This window comes from Mediterranea massiliensis (assembly GCF_900128475.1).
Taxonomy (GTDB): domain Bacteria; phylum Bacteroidota; class Bacteroidia; order Bacteroidales; family Bacteroidaceae; genus Bacteroides; species Bacteroides massiliensis_E.
Genome location: NZ_LT635838.1, coordinates 347,742 through 363,136 on the forward strand (window position 1 = coordinate 347,742; position 15,395 = coordinate 363,136).

The window sequence follows — 15,395 nt, forward strand, 5'->3', positions numbered from 1 at the left end:
TTCCCTGATTTTATGTGAATTACAGTTTCACACCATCGACAAAGGCAGCTATAAAGCATCATCTTCCGACGCACGTGCAAATACGAGGTGCATGCGCGATAAAAGGCTGAATGATATACAAACCATTATTTACCTGTCACAAGACTCAGGCTCTTCATATTCTGTGAAACGACCCAAAGATACATTGTAGAAACGATGTGGATTGCCGAATCAAGTTCTTTCATCGAAACATCGGGAGCGTTGTGCGACTCGCTGTTTCTCCACTGCTTCACCATTTCAAGATAATTGTAAAACTTATGATATCTTTCGTCCGGATTATTTTTCAGCCCCCTCAAGCAGCTGAATGACCATATGCAATTGATAAATGTAGGCATACTGTTCTCATCCTTGTCATTGACCATTTCTTTTCCGTTCTGCAGGTAATATACTTTTTTCAGGAACACTTCATATTTTGTCACAATGGTATTGAAATGCCTTCTTTTGTCAACCAGTTTCATTCCTTCCAAACAGTAAAGCCTGTTAAACCCAAACGGATGGAAACAGTTTCCCCTTCCGATATTTTGGAGTTTACCAGCATAATCTGTTTGTTCAGATCGATTCTTTCCTTAGCGTTCTTAGGCAACAGCCTGTACAGATAGTCGGCATAGACATAGGCCTTGTACAGTTCCTTGTCGTATGTTCTTGCTATCTGTGCCATGTAAGAGTAGAAACGGACAAAGTTCTTGATTTTCGACCTTACCTCAAACTGTTTCTCTTCGTCCAATGGTCCATATCTGTCAATCGTATGCTTGAACACATTCGACAAAGCTCCCAGGCGGTCTTTCTGTTTGCTGATATTTTTCAACAAATCATAGAAATTCTGTTCGTCGCCCTCTGTCCAAAGCTGGAACATCTATATATCCTTTCTGAATGTATATACATAGTTCACATCAACAGGCTTTATCAGCTCTGTTCCTTTATAGAGAGGTTCGAACGATTTCTTGATATCCTCCGGCTTGTTGCAGAAGTCAAGCACATATGTATCTTTCTTGTCCTTCTGCCACCTGTTCAGGCGCGAAAGCGTCTGAACAGCCTTTACGTTCTTCAGTTTCTTGTCAACAAACAGGATATGCAGCAGGAGCTCGTCGAACCCGATCTGATACTTGTCCGCAACAACCAGCATGTTATACAAGTCCGAAGCAAAATACAACGGAAATTTGGCTTCCGAGATGTTTCTTCCATACCCGTCAATCTTCCTGTTCGTAATAATATGAGTAATCAATACCTTTCATAAAGGTTTCCCGGTCGTTAATCTTGTCGGTAAGTGCAGGGCGCAGAAGCGCTTTCAGTTCATCGGCATTTGCCACACTGTGCGTCATGGCATCCAGATAAGATTTCTTGTTTACATTGCTCCAGTCCACACAAACTTTAAGGTTTTTCTTCAGCATCAGGTCAAGCCAGATACGGGTGGCACGCCCGTTGCCTTCACGGAACGGATGGGCTATGTTCATCTCCACATACTTGTCTATTATCTCGTCGAAACGGGTTTCGGGCATACGTTCTATCTGTTCCAATGTAGCCTGAAGATATGGAACCATGGCAAACTGAAAGCCGCCTTTGGCAATATTCACCGTGCGTATCTGCCCTGCAAAGTCGTATAGTCCGCCAAACAGATAGGCATGAATCTGCTGCAAACCTTTTATAGTTCCTACCTCAATGCTGTCAATCAGACTGCTTTCAAACAAAGCGTAAGCCTTCGACTTGCTTCGTCCGTCTATCGTCTCATCGCTGTTGGTAAACCATTCCACAAACCGCGCAGCTTTGGTATTAGGGAAACATGCCGCAAGAGAAAGAACTCCTGTGTTATCAAGGACATCTGTAAGTCTTTTCTTGCCGTCAGGCGCAGTTAGTTTCAACTGGTTAGTGACACTAACCACTTCATTGTTTTCGTTCTTCAGTTTGTTTTTCAGATACTTCCAGTAGTTCCGGTTCTTGGCATAATCATCCTGCGCATTGAGCACACCTACAATATCGAGTACAGAAAACCACCATTTGGAATTCCCGTCATCCCAAATGGCACGCACTTCTCTGTCGTCAAAGAAACGGATGGATATTTTGTTTATCTTGGTCATAATTACCCTAATATCTTGGACATCAGTTCCGATTCTCTTTCTTCCAGCTTTTTCAGTCCATCAAATATTACAGAACTCGGTGTGAGCGGAGTGTATTTGTAGAACTCGCGGGTGAAAGGTATTTCATAACCGATTTTGCTTTCTGCCTCGTTGTACCAGAAGTCGGGAGCATACGGGCGTACGTTCTTGTCGAGGTACTCGGCTATATCCTCTTTCCAGGGGATAATCTCACTGTCCTTCAGTTCCGCCACGCCGTTGAGCATAAACAGCATCTGTCCGTCGCCCTTAGCCGGCAGCCCCGGAGCAAAGCACCCGGCTTCACCCATCTTGTGTTCGGCTTTCACACGCATTTCGGATGCTTCCCTGTCGATACCGAAAGGTGGGTTTGATATGATGTAGTCGAATTGATAATCCTTGAACTGGTCATCGCCCAGCGTATCGCCCAAACGCATATTGTCGGCATTCCCGCCCTTGATAAGCATATCGGCTTTGGCAATGCCATACGTCTGTGGATTGAGTTCCTGACCATAGCAAGTGATTTCGGCCTCGGGGTCCATCTTGCGGAATCGTTCGTCAAGACAGGCCAGCATCTGGCAGGTTCCCATGGCCATATCGTAGATGGATGCCACGATGCCTTCATCCTCCATTTCCTGTTCATGGTCGCCCACAAAGATTACTTTCCCGTATACATGCGGTTTGTACAACCCTACCAGCTTATCGGCAATAACCCAAATGAGGTTTGCCTTTTCCTGTATATTTATAGAGGTCTGTCTTTGCAAGTCTTCTCCACTCATAATGTCTGTTATTTTAATATTTGTCAAAGATACAAATTTATTGTACAGCAAAGCTGCACTCTTCTTATAAAAATTCTCAAGTTCCGGTTTCACCGCAACTTACAAAAGTTAGAGGGAGTTATCAAGGGGGCAAAATGGGAAAGTGTAATAAAAACTGTTTTATTTTAAACAATGCAACGGCGAGCAATCAGAATGTAAAATAAAAAGAACTACAAAGAAATGAAATGAACATCGGCCATAAACACATCCACCATGAGTATACGACTGATGTACCATGAGTATACGACTCATCCTACATCAGTCGTATACTCATGGTACCAGGCTCCAGAAGGCATTGTAGCAGGCCTCTGGAAACAAAAAAGGAAGTCAAGAAACAAGAAAAAAGGCCTTTGCTTATCCGCCGAACTCCCAAATCCAGGTTTCCAGTGTCTCACCATTCTTGAAGAGGGTGTCGTCGGCCTGCATCAGCTTGCTTTTCAAACGGAATTTCTGCTGGGAAACGGAGGAGGGAGAGATGCCGAGAAGCAGGGCCAGCTGGGCATTGCCGAAACGGAGCTGGAGCAACAGGCAGAGGCAGACATCGGTGGGAGTAAGTTTCGGGAAACGGGCGGACAGGCGGGAGGTGAAACCGGCATAGACCTGGTTGACCAGCGTTTCCAGATACTGCCAGTCGGCCTCGGACAGGTATTTGGGTTGGGTGCGCAGGCGCGATATGCGCTCGTCACGGTCTATCTGCACCGTCACCAGCTGATGCACCCGGTCTTCCAGCTGACGGTTGCGGTCGGTCAGCTCCTTCACCAGTTCCAGTTCGCGGGGCATGGGACGGCTCTCATACTCCCCGACCCGACGGCTCAGTTCGGCATTTTCCTGACGCAACTGTTCGCTGCGCTCCTCGAGCATAGACACCGCCCGCTCCATGTCTTCACGCGCCTCGTCGTCGACCGGAAGGTCCTTGAGCAACCCCTTCAAGCCGGACAGGCCGCGCTCGCTGCTGTAGAGTTCGCGTTCGTTTTCACTCCATGCGACGGCCACACGCGAACGCCGGCGATTCTGCCACGCCTTCAGAAGCAGGTTCTCCAAGGTCCACATGGCAGCAAAAAGGGTAATGGACAAAATGCCCACCAGAAAATCCTGCCACTGATCTCTGGTGAGCAACGTAAAGGGGAAATGGTCATTCCATTCTATCGCCCAAAGGAAACAGACGTACATCAACATCATCCCGGCGTCAGAACTCGCTCGTAAAGTGGAACTTGATGTGCTTGAAGTCCATCTGCGCCATCTGGAGCACGTAGCCCGAATCGGCCAGGAAGACATCGCGCCCCTCGCGGTCCTTGGCCATATACTGGTACTTGCGCTTCTTGAAGGCTTCGAGCTCGGCAGGGTCGTCGCTCTCGATCCAGCAGGCCTTGTAGAGGCTCACGGGCTCCCAGCGGCACTTGGCGTTGTACTCGTTCTCCAGGCGGTACTGGATGACTTCGAACTGGAGCTGGCCCACGGTGCCGATAATCTTGCGCCCGTTGAACTGGTTGACGAAGAGCTGGGCCACACCTTCGTCCATCAGCTGGTCAATACCCTTGGCCAGCTGTTTCTGCTTCATGGGGTCGGCGTTCTCGATGTACTTGAACATCTCCGGCGAGAAGCTGGGCAGACCGCGGAAGTGGAGTTTCTCGCCCTCGGTCAGCGTGTCGCCTATCTTGAAGGTGCCGTTGTCCGGCAGGCCGATGATGTCGCCCGCCCAGGCCTCGTCGACGGTGGTCTTGCGCTGGGCCATGAACTGGGTGGGGCTGGAGAAGCGCATCATCTTGTCGTGGCGCACGTGGTAGTAGGGCGTGTTGCGCGAGAACTTGCCCGAGCACACCTTGCAGAAGGCGATGCACGAGCGGTGGTTGGGGTCGATGTTGGCCGTGATCTTGAAGACGAAGCCGGTGAACTTGGGCTCGTCGGGCTGCACGACGCGCTCCTCGGCCTTGACGGGACGGGGGCTGGGGGCTATCTCGACGAAGCAGTTGAGCAGCTCCTCGACGCCGAAGTTGTTCAGGGCCGAACCGAAGAAGACAGGGGCCACCTCGCCCTTCAGATAGTCGTCAACATTGAACTCGGGATAGACGCCCTCGATGAGCTCCAGCTCGCCGCGCAGGCGGTCGGCCAGGTCGGCACCGATGCGCTGGTCCAGCTCCTCGGTATGGATGTCCACGGCCACCTTCTCCGTCACTACCTGTTTGGAGGGCTGGAAGAGGTTGAGGTTCTGCTCGTAGATGTTATAGACACCCTTGAAGCGGATGCCGCTCTCGATGGGCCACGTCAGGGGACGCACGTGGATGTGGAGCTCTTCTTCGAGCTCGTCCAGCAGGTCGAAGGGGTCCTTGGCCTCGCGGTCCATCTTGTTGACGAAGATGATGACGGGGGTGTTGCGCATGCGGCACACTTCCATGAGCTTGCGCGTCTGCGTCTCCACACCCTTGGCACCGTCCACCACGATGATAACGCTATCGACGGCGGTCAGCGTGCGGTAGGTGTCTTCGGCGAAGTCCTGGTGACCGGGAGTGTCAAGGATGTTGACCTTGTAGTCGCGGTAGTCGAACTCCATGACGGAGGTGGTGACGGAGATGCCGCGCTGCTTCTCGATGTCCATCCAGTCGGACGTGGCGGTCTTCTTGATTTTGTTGCTCTTCACGGCGCCGGCCACCTGTATCTGTCCGCCGAAGAGCAGGAGCTTCTCGGTGAGCGAGGTCTTACCGGCATCGGGGTGCGCGATGATTGCAAACGTTCGTCTTCTTTCTATTTCCTGATTTGTTGCCATATATTTTCTTTTATAAAATTCTCCTCCATTGACAAGCCCATGGGATGGCATGCCATCCACAAACCTGCCAACTGAAAAAACTCAAGAACCGAAATCCAGTTCTCCCTTCCTGTCCTTGTCGTAATAGTTGGCCAGCATCGAGATGAAGGCGCTCACGGCCTCCATCGCCTTGGCGGTGCCGGGGGTGATTTCCTTCTTCTGAAGCCTCAGCAACAACACGCCGTAGAGGGCCTCGAAGCAGGTTTCCAGCTCGGGTTCCTCCTTGTGGCCGTTCTTCTGGCGCAGCTCCACGATGAAGGGCAGAGCCTTGAAGTAGGCCGCGTTGTAGAAGGGATATTTCGTGGAGGCCAGCAGGGCGCCGTGCAGCTCCGTGAGGTTCTGGATGACGTTGCGGTTGATCTGCAGGTGTCCCTTCTCGACCACCCCCTCGGCGCGCATCATGTCGCACAGGTTGCCGTACCACTCCTCGAGCGCCGGCCGCTGGTCTTCGGGATAGCGGTCGATGACCTGCGTGCGCAGGCGGTCGATGTCGCACCCGTTGGCGCGTATCAGGTCCTCCACCTGCCACATGTACAGCAGATATTCGGCAATGTTCTTCTCTTTCAGTTGTTTGGAAATATACATGTTGTCAGACAGTTACACTAATAGAGCGATTCGCCCATCAGCGTGAACACCAGCCCCAGGACGGCCACGACGGCCACGATGGTGCCGATGACACGGTTCAATATCCAGATGCCGCGCAGATTGAAGCGCGTGCGCACTTTGTTGACAAAATAGGTGATGCCAAACCACCACGACAAGGCTCCCAGGGCAATGGCCAGATAGCCCGTGACGGCCTCGAAGAGCAGCACGCCCGGGCTGATGAACGCGAACCGCGCGAAGAGGCCCACGAACAGGAGGATGATGAGCGGATTGGACAAGGTGACGAAGAACGCCGTGATGAAGTTGTGGAAATACGTGCCCTTGCTGGTGGAAACCGGCCGCAACGACTGGACGGGGTTGCTACGGAAGGTATAGATGCCGAAGGCCAGCAGCAGGATGCTACCGAAAAGCTGGAGGTAGAAGATATTCTTGTTGACATAGTCGAACACGAAGCTCATGCCGTAGCCCGTGATCAGGGCATAGCAGATGTCGCTCAGCGAGGCGCCTACGCCCGTGACAAACCCATACCAACGGCCTTTGTTCAGGGTGCGCTGGATGCAAAGCACCCCCACAGGGCCCAGCGGCGCCGACACGATGACGCCGATAATGAAGCCCTTCCACAATATATTGAATATGGTCTCCAACTGAATCATGCCGCAAAGATAGTGCAAACCGAGGGAAGTACAAAGCAAAAGCCATGATTTTGCTTTTACGCCCGAGGTGCAGCCTGTCTTATCAAAAATAGAGTGCAGGTTATATCAAAAATAGAGATATCGGAAGGAGGGCGTGTCAAAAAAAGGAGTCTCTGAAACTCTCCTCCTTCTGGAAGGAGGAGTACCCGATAGGGGGAGGTGGTAGGTGAATACATAACGCGTTGACCGACATACTTCCGCGAAAACCTACCACCCCGCCCTTTGGGCACCCCTCCTTCTGGAAGGAGGGGAGTTAAATAACCTCATCTCATTTTGACACATCCCCGCCGCCCCTGATGTATAAAATCAAAAACTTCGTTTTCATTTTGTACTTCCCCCCGATTATACTATCTTTGCAATACGAAAGGCCGGAGGAAACGCATTCACCTCCAGGCCTGCGACGACAACGATTATTATCATCATTTATAGCGCTATAAAAATATGATTTCTTTCTACAGAACTCCTCAGAAAAGCGTGATTGCCGTAGAATGCGAACACGCCCTCTCGCAGGCAGACAGCGACAAGCTCTGCTGGCTTTTTGGAGAAGCCACCCCTGAAAGTGAAGAAAACCTGAAAGGCTGTTTCGTGGGCCCCCGCCGCGAAATGATTACTCCCTGGAGTACGAACGCCGTAGAAATCACCCAGAACATGGGCCTGACGGGCATCACGCGCATCGAGGAATACTTCCCCGTGGCCGACGAGAACGCCGAGCACGACCCCATGCTCCAACGCATGTACAAGGGCCTCGACCAGCAGGTGTTCACCACCAACCGCAAGCCCGAACCCATCATCCACATCGAAGACCTCGAAGCCTACAACGAACAGGAAGGCCTGGCCCTCTCCAAGGAGGAAATGGACTACCTGAAGAAGGTGGAGAAAGACCTCGGCCGCCCGCTGACCGACTCCGAAGTGTTCGGCTTTGCCCAGATCAACTCCGAACACTGCCGCCACAAGATCTTCGGCGGTACGTTCATCATCGATGGCGTGGAGCAGGAATCCTCGCTCTTCCAGATGATCAAGAAGACCACACAGGAAAACCCCAACAAAATCATATCGGCCTACAAGGACAACGTGGCCTTTGCCGAAGGTCCCGTCATCGAGCAGTTCGCTCCCGCCGACCACTCCAAGCCCGACTACTTCGAGGTGAAGGACATCAAGAGCGTCATCTCCCTGAAGGCCGAGACGCACAACTTCCCCACCACCGTGGAACCCTTCAACGGCGCATCGACGGGTACGGGCGGTGAAATCCGCGACCGTATGGGCGGTGGAAAGGGTTCCTGGCCCATCGCAGGTACGGCCGTCTACATGACCTCCTACCCCCGCACGGAGGAAGGACGCGAGTGGGAAGAAATCCTGCCCGTGCGCAAATGGCTGTACCAGACGCCCGAGCAAATCCTCATCAAGGCGTCGAACGGCGCCAGCGACTTCGGCAACAAGTTCGGCCAGCCGCTCATCTGCGGTTCGGTGCTGACCTTCGAGCATAAAGAAAAAGAAGAAGTTTACGGCTACGACAAGGTCATCATGCTGGCCGGAGGTGTAGGTTACGGTACCCAGCGCGATTGCCTCAAGGGCAAACCCGAAGCAGGCAACAAGGTCGTCGTAATGGGTGGCGACAACTATCGCATCGGTTTGGGCGGCGGATCTGTATCTTCTGTCGATACGGGAAGATACAGTAGCGGCATCGAGCTGAACGCCGTCCAGCGTGCCAACGCCGAGATGCAGAAGCGTGCCTACAACGTGGTGCGCGCCCTTTGCGAGGAAGAGGTGAACCCCGTAGTTTCCATCCACGACCACGGCTCGGCCGGACACGTGAACTGCCTCAGCGAGCTGGTGGAAGAGTGTGGCGGACACATCGACATGAGCAAGCTGCCCATCGGCGACAAGACCCTCTCGGCCAAGGAAATCATTGCCAACGAGAGCCAGGAGCGCATGGGATTGCTCATCAAGGAGGAAGCCATCGAACACGTGCGCAAGATTGCCGAACGCGAACGCGCCCCGATGTACGTTGTGGGTGAAACGACCGGCGACCACCGCTTCTGCTTCGAGCAGGCCGACGGCGTACGTCCCTTCGACCTGGCCGTTGACCAGATGTTCGGCTCCTCACCCAAGACATACATGGTGGACAAGACCGTGGAGCGTCACTACGACATGCCGACCTACGAGCTGTCCAAGCTCCATGAATACCTGGCCAACGTGCTCCAGCTGGAAGCCGTGGCCTGCAAGGACTGGCTGACCAACAAAGTGGACCGCTCCGTGACGGGCAAGATTGCCCGCCAGCAATGCGTGGGCGAGCTCCAGTTGCCGTTGAGCGATTGCGGCGTCGTGGCCCTCGACTACCGCGGCAAGGCAGGTATCGCCACTTCACTGGGTCATGCTCCGCAAGCCGCACTGGCCAATCCGGCCGCAGGCTCCGTGCTCTCCGTGAGCGAGGCGCTGACCAACCTCGTATGGGCACCGCTGGCCGAAGGGCTCGACAGTGTATCGCTCTCGGCCAACTGGATGTGGCCCTGCCGCTCGCAGGAGGGTGAGGACGCACGCCTCTACACGGCCGTCAAGGCATTGAGCGACTTCTGTTGTGCCCTGCAAATCAACGTGCCTACGGGCAAGGACTCCCTCTCCATGACGCAGAAATACCCCGACGGTAGCAAGGTCATCGCTCCGGGTACGGTCATCGTATCGGCCGGCGGCGAGGTGAGCGACGTGAAGAAAGTGGTTTCGCCCGTGCTGGTGAACGATCACAAGACGACGCTCTACCACATCGACTTCAGCTTCGACAAGTTGCGCTTGGGCGGTTCAGCCTTCGCCCAGTCGCTGGGCAAGGTGGGCGACGACGTGCCTACCGTGCAGAACCCCGAATACTTCCGCGACGCCTTCCTGGCCGTTCAGGAGCTGGTGAACAAGGGCCTCATCCTGGCCGGACACGACATCTCGGCCGGCGGTCTCATCACCACCCTGCTCGAGATGTGCTTCTCGAACGTGGAGGGCGGTATGGAAATCAGCCTCGACAAGATCAAGGAAGACGACCTCATCAAGATACTCTTTGCCGAAAACCCGGGTATCGTCATCCAGGTGGCCGACAAGCACAAGGACGAGGTGAAGAAGATACTCGAAGACGCCGGCGTGGGCTTCGTGAAGATTGGCAAGCCGACCGACGAACGCCACATCCTCGTGGAGAAGGACGGTGCCACCTACCAGTTCGGCATCGACTACATGCGCGACGTGTGGTACTCCACTTCCTACCTGCTCGACCGTCGCCAGTCGATGAACGGTTGCGCCAAGAAACGCTTCGAGAACTACAAGATGCAACCCATGGACCTGGCCTTCATGCCGGGCTTCACAGGTAAGCTCTCGCAATACGGCATCAGCCCCGACCGCCGTACGCCGAGCGGCATCCGCGCCGCCATCATCCGCGAGAAGGGTACGAACGGCGAACGCGAAATGGCCTACTCGCTCTACCTGGCCGGCTTCGACGTGAAGGACGTCACGATGACCGACCTCGTGAGCGGACGCGAAACGCTGGAAGACGTCAACATGATTGTCTTCTGCGGTGGTTTCTCCAACTCCGACGTACTCGGCTCGGCCAAGGGCTGGGCAGGCGCCTTCCTCTTCAACCCCAAGGCGAAAGAAGCGCTCGACAAGTTCTATGCCCGTGAAGATACTCTTTCATTGGGCGTGTGCAACGGTTGCCAGCTGATGATGGAGCTCAACCTCATCAACCCCACCGACGAGAAGCGCGGACGCATGCTCCACAACGACTCTCACAAGTTCGAGAGCCGCTTCCTGGGTCTGACTATCCCGACCAACCGTAGCGTGATGTTCGGTTCGTTGAGCGGTAGCAAGCTGGGCATCTGGGTGGCCCACGGCGAAGGCAAGTTCTCCCTGCCCTACGACGAAGACCATTACAACATCGTGGCTAAATATACGTATGACGAGTATCCCGGCAACCCCAACGGTTCCGACTACTCCGTGGCAGGTATCGCCAGCCCCGACGGACGCCACCTGGCCATCATGCCCCACCTGGAGCGTGCCATCTTCCCGTGGCAGAACGCCTACTATCCCGCCGACCGCCTGCATCACGACGAGGTGACGCCGTGGATAGAAGCCTTCGTCAACGCCCGCAAGTGGGTGGAAGAGAAGACCCGATAACTGAGAATAATCAGGAAAGAGGGTGTATCAAAATGAAAAAGTTCATCAGCATGCAATGACAAGACATGGATACTTTCTCATTTTTTTGATACATCCTCTTTACCTCTGTTTTTCCCTGCAAGGGACACTTGTCCCATTTAGAAACCATTCCGTTCGCCGCCTGTCCATCATGAAGAAGTATATCCTGCTGATTGTTGTCCTGTATCTGCTGCCCGCCGTCGTCCGCGCACAGACCTATAAATATATAGGTGTGGAAGACGGATTGAGCAACCGGCAGGTGTATGCCATCGAGAAGGACCGGAAAGGCTACATGTGGTTCCTGACGCCCGAAGGCCTCGACCGCTACAACGGAAAAGACTTCAAGCACTACAAGCTGATGGACGGAGAGGAAGAACTCAACTCGGCCATCAACCTGAACTGGCTCTACCTGGACTCGGAAGGAGTGTTGTGGGAAATCGGCAAGAAGGGACGCGTCTTCCGCTACGACGCCCGGCACGACCGCTTCCGCCTGGCCTACAAGCTTCCCCAGCAGGCCGACAAGGAGCACAATACCCCCGTCAGCTACGGCTATGTGGACAACCGGGGGCAGATATGGCTCTGCACCCGCCACCTGATATACCTCTACAACAGTCGCAACGGCCAGGTGACGTACATCCGCAACCGGGTGGACGAGAACATCACCAGCATCCTGCAGACCGACGACACCCACTACTTCATCGGCACCGACCACGGAGTGCATTACGCCACGCTGAAGGACGGCATCCTGCAACTGGAGCCTTGCGACAAGCTCGACGCACTGAACCTCCAGGTCAACGAGCTCTACCTGGACAAGGCCACGCGGAAAGTGTTCATCGGCACGTTCCTGAAAGGCATCTTCGTGTACGACCTGAACCGGCACCGCCTCGACCAGCTACAGACGGAGCTGACCGACATCACCATCAACTGCATCCGCGACTTCGGCCTGAACACCCTCCTCATCGCCACCGACGGCGCTGGCGTCTACCGCCTGAACACCGACACCTACGAATGCGAACCCTACATCACCGCCGACTACAACCGCTACAACGCCATGAACGGCAATAGCATCACCGACCTCTACATCGACGACGAACGGCGCATCTGGATGGCCAACTTCCCCATCGGCATCACCGTGCGCGACAACCGCTATGCCGACTTCCAATGGATCAAGCACTCCATCGGCAACCGCCAGTCGCTCGTCAACAACCGCGTGAACGCCATCATCGAGGACCGCGACGGCGACCTGTGGTTTGCCACCGACAACGGCATCAGCCTCTACAACGACCGGCAGGAGCAATGGACCTCCTTCCTGAGCATGTTCGACCCCGCCAACCCCAACAAAAGCCACTCCTACATTTCGCTCTGCGAGGTGGAGCCGGGCATCATCTGGGCGGGCGGATACTCCTCGGGCATCTACCAGATAGACAAACGTAGCCGCACGGTGCAGTTCTTCACCCCCGGCTCGATGGGCAATGCCAGCATCCGCGCCGACAAGTACATCCGTGCCATCCTGAAGACCGGCGACGGAAAGATATGGGCAGGCGGCTACTACAACCTCAAGGAGATAGACTACCGGCAACGGCAGGTGCGCCTCGTCGAAGGCCTCTCGGACATCACCGCCCTGGCCGAAAACGACTCCGCCCACCTGTGGGTGGGCACCGTCAACGGCCTCTACCGCCTCGAAAAGAAAAGCGGGAAGGCCGAATACATCGAGCTTCCCGTGGAGTCGCACTACGTCTACGCCCTCTACCAGTCGGCCGACCGCCGGCTCTACATCGGAACCAACAACACGGGCCTCCTGGTCTACGACCTCGACGAGAAGCAGTTCTTCCACTTCAACAAGGACAACAGCTCGCTCCTCTCCAACAACGTCTACTGCATCCTGCCCGACGGCGAGGGAGGCATCTTCCTGAGCACCGAGAACGCACTGACCACCTTCGCCCCCCATAGCAAGACCTTCCACAACTGGACGAAGGAACAGGGCCTCAAGGCCGAGCACTTCAACCCCTCGGCAGGCACCCTGCGGCGCAACGGCCAGCTCATCTTCGGCAGTACCGACGGAGCCATCGAGTTCGACAAGAACATGGTCTTGCCCGACCACTACACCACCAAGATGGTGTTCAGCGACTTCAAGGTGCTCTACGAGACCGTCTATCCCGGCGACAAGCACTCCCCGCTGACTACCGACATCGACGACACCCACCTGCTCCGCCTGAAGTACAACCAGAACATCTTCTCCCTGCAGGTGTCGTCCATCAACTACGACTATCCCTCGCTGGTGCTCTACTCCTGGAAGCTGGAAGGCTTCTACGACAAGTGGAGCCAGCCGGGCCGCAACAACATCATCAGCTTCACCAACCTGAGCCCCGGCGAATATGTCCTGCGGGTAAGGGCCATCTCCAACGAGAACCACGATACGGTGCTCGAAGAGCGGAGCCTCCCCATCGTCATCGCCCAGCCCGTATGGTTCAGCTGGTGGGCGTGGCTTGTCTACGTTCTCTTCACGCTGGGTGCCCTGACCACGGCCCTGCGCATCTACCTCCTGCGCAAGCAGAAGCGCGAGTCGAACGAGAAGATACGCTTCTTCATCAACACCGCCCACGACATCCGCACCCCGCTGACCCTCATCAAGGCGCCGCTCGAGGACCTGGCCAACCATGAACACCTGAGCGAAAGCGGACGAAACAACATCAACACCGCCCTGCGCAACGTCCACGTGCTCCTGCGCCTCACCACCAACCTCATCAACTTCGAACGTGCGGACACGTACGGAGGCAAGCTCCGCGTGGCCGAATACGAACTGGGTGCCTACCTGGAAGAAACCGTCAACATCTTCCGCGAATACGCCAAGGTGAGACGCATCAGCCTGACCTACGAGAAGAACTTCGAGTACCTCAACGTGTGGATGGACAAGGACAAGATGGACTCCATCCTGAAGAACATCCTCTCCAACGCGCTGAAGTATACGCCCGACGGCGGACGTGTGACCGTTGTAGCGACGGAGACGGCCGAACAATGGAGCGTGGAAGTGAGGGATACGGGCATCGGCGTGCCGGCCGACGAGCAGAAGAAGCTCTTCAAGATGCACTTCCGGGGCAGCAACGCCGTCAATTCCAAGATTGCGGGAAGCGGCATCGGCCTGCTGCTCGTGCGCAAGCTCGTGCGTCTGCACAAGGGACGCCTCAACTTCAGCAGCACCGAGGGCAAGGGCTCTGTCGTGAAGATAGCCTTCCCCAGGAACAAGAAGCACTACCAGAAAGCCTTTGCGGCCATCACGGGAGGCATGCCGGCCGACTCCACGCCCGACACCGCCCTGCGGCAACAACCGGCCGATGGAGCTCAAGCGCCCCATCGGGCCGCCCCTGCCGTCACCCCGACGTCCCTGCCGAAGATACTGGTCGTGGAAGACAACGACGAGCTGAGGAACTACCTGAAGAATACCCTCGCGGCCGAATACACCATACAGGCCTACAACAACGGCAAGCAGGCGCTCGAAGTGGTGAGGGACTATGCGCCCGACCTTATCATCTCGGACATCATGATGCCTGAGATGCGGGGCGACGAGCTCTGCCGCATCCTGAAGCAGGACATCAATACCTCGCACATCCCCATCGTGCTGCTCACCGCGCTCAACAACGAGCAAAGCATCATCGAAGGCCTGCAGACGGGTGCCGACGAATACATCGTGAAGCCCTTCAACGTGGGCATCCTGCGGGCCACCATCGCCAACCTCCTGCAAAACCGCCGCCTGCTGCTCAACAAATACACCAAGCTGGCCCTGAACGACGAGAAACCCGAGACGGAATCGGGATGCAACAATTGCACGGACAACCTCGACTGGAAGTTCATCGCCTCCGTGACGCGCTATGTGGAAGAAAACCTCGAGAAGAGCGACTTCAACGTCGACTCCCTCTGTGCCCTGATGAACATGAGCCGCACCAGCTTCTACAACAAGCTGAAGGCCCTGACCGACCAGGCACCCGCCGACTACATCCGCATCATCCGCCTGAAGCGGGCCGCCAAGCTGCTCCGTGAGAAGCAGCACAACATCACCGAGATAGCGGAACTGACCGGCTTCAACGACGTGAAGTATTTCCGCGAAGTATTCAAGAAGTATTACAAGGTGAGCCCCAGCCAATATGCGAAGGGAGAGGGCGAACCGGCTGACCAAGCAAAAAAATAGAGACAAACA

Annotated in this window: 11 protein-coding genes; 2 read left to right on the forward strand and 9 right to left on the reverse strand. The window is 55.2% G+C overall.

Annotated elements, in window-relative coordinates; genetic code table 11:
* Nucleotides 1–125: 125 nt before the first annotated feature.
* From BQ7483_RS11425 to BQ7483_RS11465, 9 genes are all read right to left on the reverse strand, one after another.
* Nucleotides 126–506: a hypothetical protein gene (locus BQ7483_RS11425; RefSeq protein WP_162274254.1), complete on the reverse strand. Its 381-nt coding sequence runs from the start codon at nucleotides 504–506 to the stop codon at nucleotides 126–128.
* A complete protein-coding gene (locus tag BQ7483_RS11430; protein ID WP_072545985.1) occupies nucleotides 494–892 on the reverse strand; it encodes a hypothetical protein in 399 nt (132 codons plus the stop codon). Before BQ7483_RS11430 ends, BQ7483_RS11425 begins: the two co-directional genes overlap by 13 nt.
* Nucleotides 893–1,261, reverse strand: a complete 369-nt coding sequence (locus BQ7483_RS11435) for a type I restriction enzyme subunit R domain-containing protein (protein ID WP_139247639.1) — start codon at nucleotides 1,259–1,261, stop codon at nucleotides 893–895.
* The gene (gene fic / locus BQ7483_RS11440; protein WP_072545987.1) at nucleotides 1,227–2,111 is read right to left on the reverse strand and encodes a protein adenylyltransferase Fic; all 885 of its coding nucleotides are present in this window, start codon (nucleotides 2,109–2,111) and stop codon (nucleotides 1,227–1,229) included. The genes BQ7483_RS11435 and fic overlap by 35 nt, the downstream gene beginning before the upstream one ends.
* A gap of 2 nt (nucleotides 2,112–2,113) precedes the next feature.
* Complete coding sequence (locus tag BQ7483_RS11445; protein WP_072545988.1) at nucleotides 2,114–2,905, reverse strand: HsdM family class I SAM-dependent methyltransferase; 792 nt, start codon at nucleotides 2,903–2,905, stop codon at nucleotides 2,114–2,116.
* A 393-nt stretch (nucleotides 2,906–3,298) separates the two neighbouring features.
* Nucleotides 3,299–4,123, reverse strand: a complete 825-nt coding sequence (locus tag BQ7483_RS11450; RefSeq protein WP_139247640.1) for a helix-turn-helix transcriptional regulator — start codon at nucleotides 4,121–4,123, stop codon at nucleotides 3,299–3,301.
* Nucleotides 4,124–4,130: 7 nt separating this feature from the next.
* The gene (locus tag BQ7483_RS11455; RefSeq protein ID WP_072545990.1) at nucleotides 4,131–5,705 is read right to left on the reverse strand and encodes a peptide chain release factor 3; all 1,575 of its coding nucleotides are present in this window, start codon (nucleotides 5,703–5,705) and stop codon (nucleotides 4,131–4,133) included.
* 81 nt (nucleotides 5,706–5,786) lie between these two features.
* Nucleotides 5,787–6,329 (reverse strand): DUF4924 family protein, encoded by a 543-nt coding sequence (locus tag BQ7483_RS11460; protein ID WP_072545991.1) that lies wholly within the window; start codon nucleotides 6,327–6,329, stop codon nucleotides 5,787–5,789.
* A gap of 17 nt (nucleotides 6,330–6,346) precedes the next feature.
* Nucleotides 6,347–7,000, reverse strand: a complete 654-nt coding sequence (locus tag BQ7483_RS11465) for a LysE family translocator (RefSeq protein ID WP_022021506.1) — start codon at nucleotides 6,998–7,000, stop codon at nucleotides 6,347–6,349.
* Between the two features lie 480 nt (nucleotides 7,001–7,480).
* Between BQ7483_RS11465 and purL the strand changes: the two genes are divergently transcribed.
* Both purL and BQ7483_RS11475 read left to right on the forward strand, forming a co-directional pair.
* On the forward strand, nucleotides 7,481–11,185 hold the full coding sequence (gene purL / locus BQ7483_RS11470; protein WP_072545992.1) for a phosphoribosylformylglycinamidine synthase: 3,705 nt from the start codon (nucleotides 7,481–7,483) through the stop codon (nucleotides 11,183–11,185).
* A 169-nt stretch (nucleotides 11,186–11,354) separates the two neighbouring features.
* On the forward strand, nucleotides 11,355–15,386 hold the full coding sequence (locus BQ7483_RS11475) for a hybrid sensor histidine kinase/response regulator transcription factor (protein WP_072545993.1): 4,032 nt from the start codon (nucleotides 11,355–11,357) through the stop codon (nucleotides 15,384–15,386).
* Nucleotides 15,387–15,395: the final 9 nt, after the last annotated feature.

What these genes read in the sequence shown, in the direction of transcription:
- BQ7483_RS11430 (WP_072545985.1), bottom strand. Translation starts at nt 892, where the DNA reads ATGTTCCAGCTTTGGACAGAGGGCGACGAACAGAATTTCTATGATTTG.
- fic (WP_072545987.1), bottom strand. Translation starts at nt 2,111, where the DNA reads ATGACCAAGATAAACAAAATATCCATCCGTTTCTTTGACGACAGAGAA.
- BQ7483_RS11445 (WP_072545988.1), bottom strand. Translation starts at nt 2,905, where the DNA reads ATGAGTGGAGAAGACTTGCAAAGACAGACCTCTATAAATATACAGGAA.
- BQ7483_RS11450 (WP_139247640.1), bottom strand. Translation starts at nt 4,123, where the DNA reads ATGATGTTGATGTACGTCTGTTTCCTTTGGGCGATAGAATGGAATGAC.
- BQ7483_RS11455 (WP_072545990.1), bottom strand. Translation starts at nt 5,705, where the DNA reads ATGGCAACAAATCAGGAAATAGAAAGAAGACGAACGTTTGCAATCATC.
- BQ7483_RS11460 (WP_072545991.1), bottom strand. Translation starts at nt 6,329, where the DNA reads ATGTATATTTCCAAACAACTGAAAGAGAAGAACATTGCCGAATATCTG.
- BQ7483_RS11465 (WP_022021506.1), bottom strand. Translation starts at nt 7,000, where the DNA reads ATGATTCAGTTGGAGACCATATTCAATATATTGTGGAAGGGCTTCATT.
- purL (WP_072545992.1), top strand. Translation starts at nt 7,481, where the DNA reads ATGATTTCTTTCTACAGAACTCCTCAGAAAAGCGTGATTGCCGTAGAA.
- BQ7483_RS11475 (WP_072545993.1), top strand. Translation starts at nt 11,355, where the DNA reads ATGAAGAAGTATATCCTGCTGATTGTTGTCCTGTATCTGCTGCCCGCC.